We start from the raw sequence: 3487 nt of genomic DNA, 5'->3' as shown, positions 1-3487 counted from the left end.
ATATTTGAAGTAATAGAGCACCGCCTTGCTGAGAATCGTCATGGCGACGATCACCGCCATCATCGCGGCATTGAGCGCGACGAATGCGCGATTGCGCGAGAGGCTGATCAGCGCGTCCTTGATGCTGCCGGGCAAGGGGCGGTGCGGCTGGGCGGATTCGCGATAGGTTGCGCCGACCACGATCAGAATCGCCGCGCCGGCGGCCGCGAACAGGATTGCCGCGCCAAAGTAGGCCTCCGCCGCGCCCGACCCGGTCAGCCATCGGCCGACGGGGACGGTGGCCAGCGCAACGAGGACCGCCGCGGCGGTGCCGAACAGCATCCGCATGCCCGCGATGAACGACCGGTCACGCGGCTCGGCGCTGATCCGCGCGGTCATGGCGAGATAGGGCACGTTCACGCCCGCATAGAAGGTGCGGAAGAGGAGGTGCGCGGCGAACACCGTCGCGATGGCCCAGGCGCCGGTCACTGGCGGCGGCAAATAGGTGAGGACGAAGCTGAGGCCGAGCGGCACGGCGCCGACGGCGAGCAGCGGTCCGTAGCGGAAGCTGTCGTGCTTGCGATCGATGAGAATCCCGGCGGCGAAGTTTGCGATTCCATCCCAGATCGAGGCGACCATGTAGGTCGTTGCGGCGACCCCGATCGGTAGATTCAGCGCGTCGGTGTAATAGAACAAGAGGAAGAGCATGATGCTCTGCCAGTAGAGATTGAAGGCGAAGTCGCCGAAGGCGAACAGCAGCAGCCGCGGCTTCGACGGACGGCCTGTCACGGGATCGAGACGGTCGCCGCGCGGGGCTGATCGGGGATTGTGCGGGTGATCGGGTGCGCGCCGTGCACCGTGACGGCGATGGACTTCCACCAGGGCGCGTAGCTGCCCTCACGCGCTCCGAAGTGCAGCGTCACGCCTCTGGAGGTGGCGGAGCATGTGACCTGCTGGCGCAGGCTCGGTCCGGAGATGCTGACACCGTCATCGAGGTAGATTTCACCGCGGCAATCCTCGCCCGGATAGACGTGGAGCTCGAGCGGACCCTTGGGAGTCTCGGCCGTGCTTTGGACCAGCGGCTGCCTGGCGATGATCGCGCCCGGACGGACGAACACCGGCAGCCTATCGAGCTTCGGCGTCTCCTTGACCTTCTCGGCCGTAACCGGTTCTCCCGTCCAATAATCGTACCAGCCCTTGGCCGGCAGGCACACGTCATAGGCGTACGGCGATTCCGGTTTGGGCGGGGCAGCCACCAACAGGTCGGAGCCGACGGTGAAGGCCATCGACTGATCGCAAGAAGCCTTCTCCATCCGCGGGTAGTCGTAGAAAGTCGGCCGCATCACCGGGTCGCCGGTGCGCGCGCTCTCTTCGGCGACTGCGTAGAGGTAGGGCAGAAGCCGGTAGCGTTCCTCGATGAACTTGCGCCGGATCGCGAGATGCGCCGGCCCGTCGACCCACGGCTCGGCGCGCGGCGTGTCCTTGGCCGAATGGCCGCGGAACACGGGGGTGAAAGCGCCGATCTCGAACCAGCGTGTCGCCAGCTCGGGCGAAGCGCCGCCGGTGAAGCCAGGGATGTCCGCGCCCGACCAGGCGAAGCCCGAAAGGCCGAGGCTCAGCATCTGCTGAACCGCGAGCTTGAGATGATCCCAGCTCGAGCTGTTGTCGCCGGTCCAGGTCACCGCATAGCGCTGCCCGCCGGCGAAGCTCGCGCGGGTCATGACGAACGGACGCACGTTCGGCCTGAGCGTCAGCAGACCGTCGTGCGTCGCCCGGCTGTTCTCCATTCCATAGACGTTGTGGATCTCGGCGTGGCTGGCGGTGCGCGTTGCGAAGCCGTCGCCCTCGATCCGGTGGACGGTGTCGAGCGGCATGGTCTTCGTTGGGGTCTCGAAGATCGCGGGCTCGTTCATGTCGTTCCAGAAGCCGGCAATGCCGTCGGCGACGAAGTCCTTGTAGAGCGAGCCCCACCAGGCGCGGGTCTTCGCGCGGGTGAAGTCCGGAAAAACGGACGGCCCGGGCCACACAGGCGCGACGTAGAGGCTCCCGTCGGGGTTCTTGAGGAAGTGGTCGCCCGCAATGCCGCTGTCGTACGGCGCATAGCCCTGATTCGGCGCGTAGGCGATGTGGAGGTCGGTGATCGCAACCAGCTTGAACCCTTGGGCGCCGACGTCGCTCGCGAGCTTCTTCAGGTCCGGGAAGGTCTGCTTATTGGTCGTGAACGGCCGGTTGCGGTCCTGGTAATCGATGTCCAGCCAGATCACGTCGGAGGGGATGCGGTCCTTACGCAGCGTCGCGGCGATCTTCCGCACTTCGTCCGCGCTCATGTAGCTGTAGCGCGACTGCTGGTAGCCCAGCGCCCACAACGGGGGCAGCGGCGCCTTGCCGGTGAGATCGGTGTAGCGCCGCACCACGTCGCGGACCGTCGGACCGGCGATGATGTAGTAATCGATCGGCCCGCCCTCCGATCCGATAGCAATCGTGCCCGCGTCGCGGTGGCCGAAATCGAACCAGCTGCGCCAGCTGTTGTCGAGGAACAGGCCGTAGGCGCCCCCCGCCCCGCCGCTCGCGATGTAGAAGGGGATCGACTTGTAGATCGGGTCGGTGTCGCGCTGGAACCCGTAGGCGTCGGTGTTCCAGTCGACGAAGCTCTCGCCGCGGCGGTCGAAATTGCCGGTCTTGTCGCCGAGCCCGTAAATGCGCTCGCCGATCGGCAACGTCTTCGATAGCGTGAACCGCGGCCCGTCGAAACGGATCGGCTGTGGTGCATCGGAAACGATCGGATGGCCCTGCGGATCGGTGACAATGAGCCCCAGAGTCCGCGGATCGATGCGAACCGTAAGCGCGGCGGTGCTGAATCCATCGGCGCTCGCGCGGACCGGAGCGCGCTCGGCGCGGACCGCGGCAGGCACCGCCCAGCTCGCGTCCTCGCTCCACCGGCCGGCAGGCGCGATCCGCACGCGGAGGATCGAATCCGTCAGCGCCTCCACTCGGATGCTGTTTCCGGCGCTGCTCGCCTGCGCGCCGTTCGGCAGTGGGGACACTTGCGCCTGGAGCGGCGCTCCGAGCGCGAAGAGGGCGGCGGCAATAATGAGGCGGAGCATGACGAGACCCTAGCGGCCCCCTCCCCGTCCGCAATGCCGTGGCAGGAAAGTCACATTTCCGAGCCTCAAGCTAGAGAATTGATGCGGATTGGCCGGGCCGCCAAAACTCTCCTTCTTTTACCGATGCTTGAATGTTAGCCTCTATCAAGAGGGCGGCGGGCTGACTCGCACAGGGGTACTCGCAATGCGTATCAAGGCTATTGCTGGAGTGATAATCGTGGCGCTGAGCGCCGCGGCGTTCGTGGCGATGCGCGCCGAAAACCGCGCCGACGCCGCGAAGGGCGATTGCTACGCCGCCGACCAGGGACCCTCGACGCCTACCATCTGCAGCTGATCAGCTGCCGCCGTTCAGCGCCACCGCTTCGCGGATCAGCGCCTTGAAGGCGTTCTCGTCGACATCGTCG

3 protein-coding genes are annotated in these 3487 nt (G+C 66.1%); 1 reads left to right on the top strand and 2 read right to left on the bottom strand.

The annotated features are described in order from the left end of the window. Together VFT73_RS00905 and VFT73_RS00900 are read right to left on the bottom strand one after the other, a co-directional pair. On the bottom strand, positions 1-768 hold a 768-nt coding region (locus VFT73_RS00905), incomplete at its 3' end, for an MFS transporter (protein WP_326408230.1). Continuing rightward, positions 765-3083 carry a TIM-barrel domain-containing protein gene (locus VFT73_RS00900; protein ID WP_326408229.1) on the bottom strand — a complete coding sequence of 773 codons (2319 nt, stop codon included), beginning with the start codon at positions 3081-3083 and terminating at the stop codon, positions 765-767. The genes VFT73_RS00900 and VFT73_RS00905, both read right to left, overlap by 4 nt. Positions 3084-3267: 184 nt before the next feature. On the opposite strand from VFT73_RS00900, the gene VFT73_RS00895 reads away from it, so the two are divergent. Beyond that, on the top strand, positions 3268-3417 hold the full coding sequence (locus tag VFT73_RS00895) for a hypothetical protein (RefSeq protein WP_326408227.1): 150 nt from the start codon (positions 3268-3270) through the stop codon (positions 3415-3417). Positions 3418-3487 lie beyond the last annotated feature (70 nt).

It is taken from the genome of Sphingomonas sp., assembly GCF_035758555.1.
In the GTDB taxonomy this organism is placed as follows: domain Bacteria; phylum Pseudomonadota; class Alphaproteobacteria; order Sphingomonadales; family Sphingomonadaceae; genus Sphingomonas_B.
The sequence above is the reverse complement of the archived record's forward strand: the minus strand, read 5'-3'. Positions and strand labels throughout refer to the sequence as shown.

Bases quoted from the DNA above. Each gene is read 5' to 3' on its own strand.
- VFT73_RS00895 (WP_326408227.1), top strand. From the start codon at position 3,268: ATGCGTATCAAGGCTATTGCTGGAGTGATAATCGTGGCGCTGAGCGCC.
- VFT73_RS00900 (WP_326408229.1), bottom strand. From the start codon at position 3,083: ATGCTCCGCCTCATTATTGCCGCCGCCCTCTTCGCGCTCGGAGCGCCG.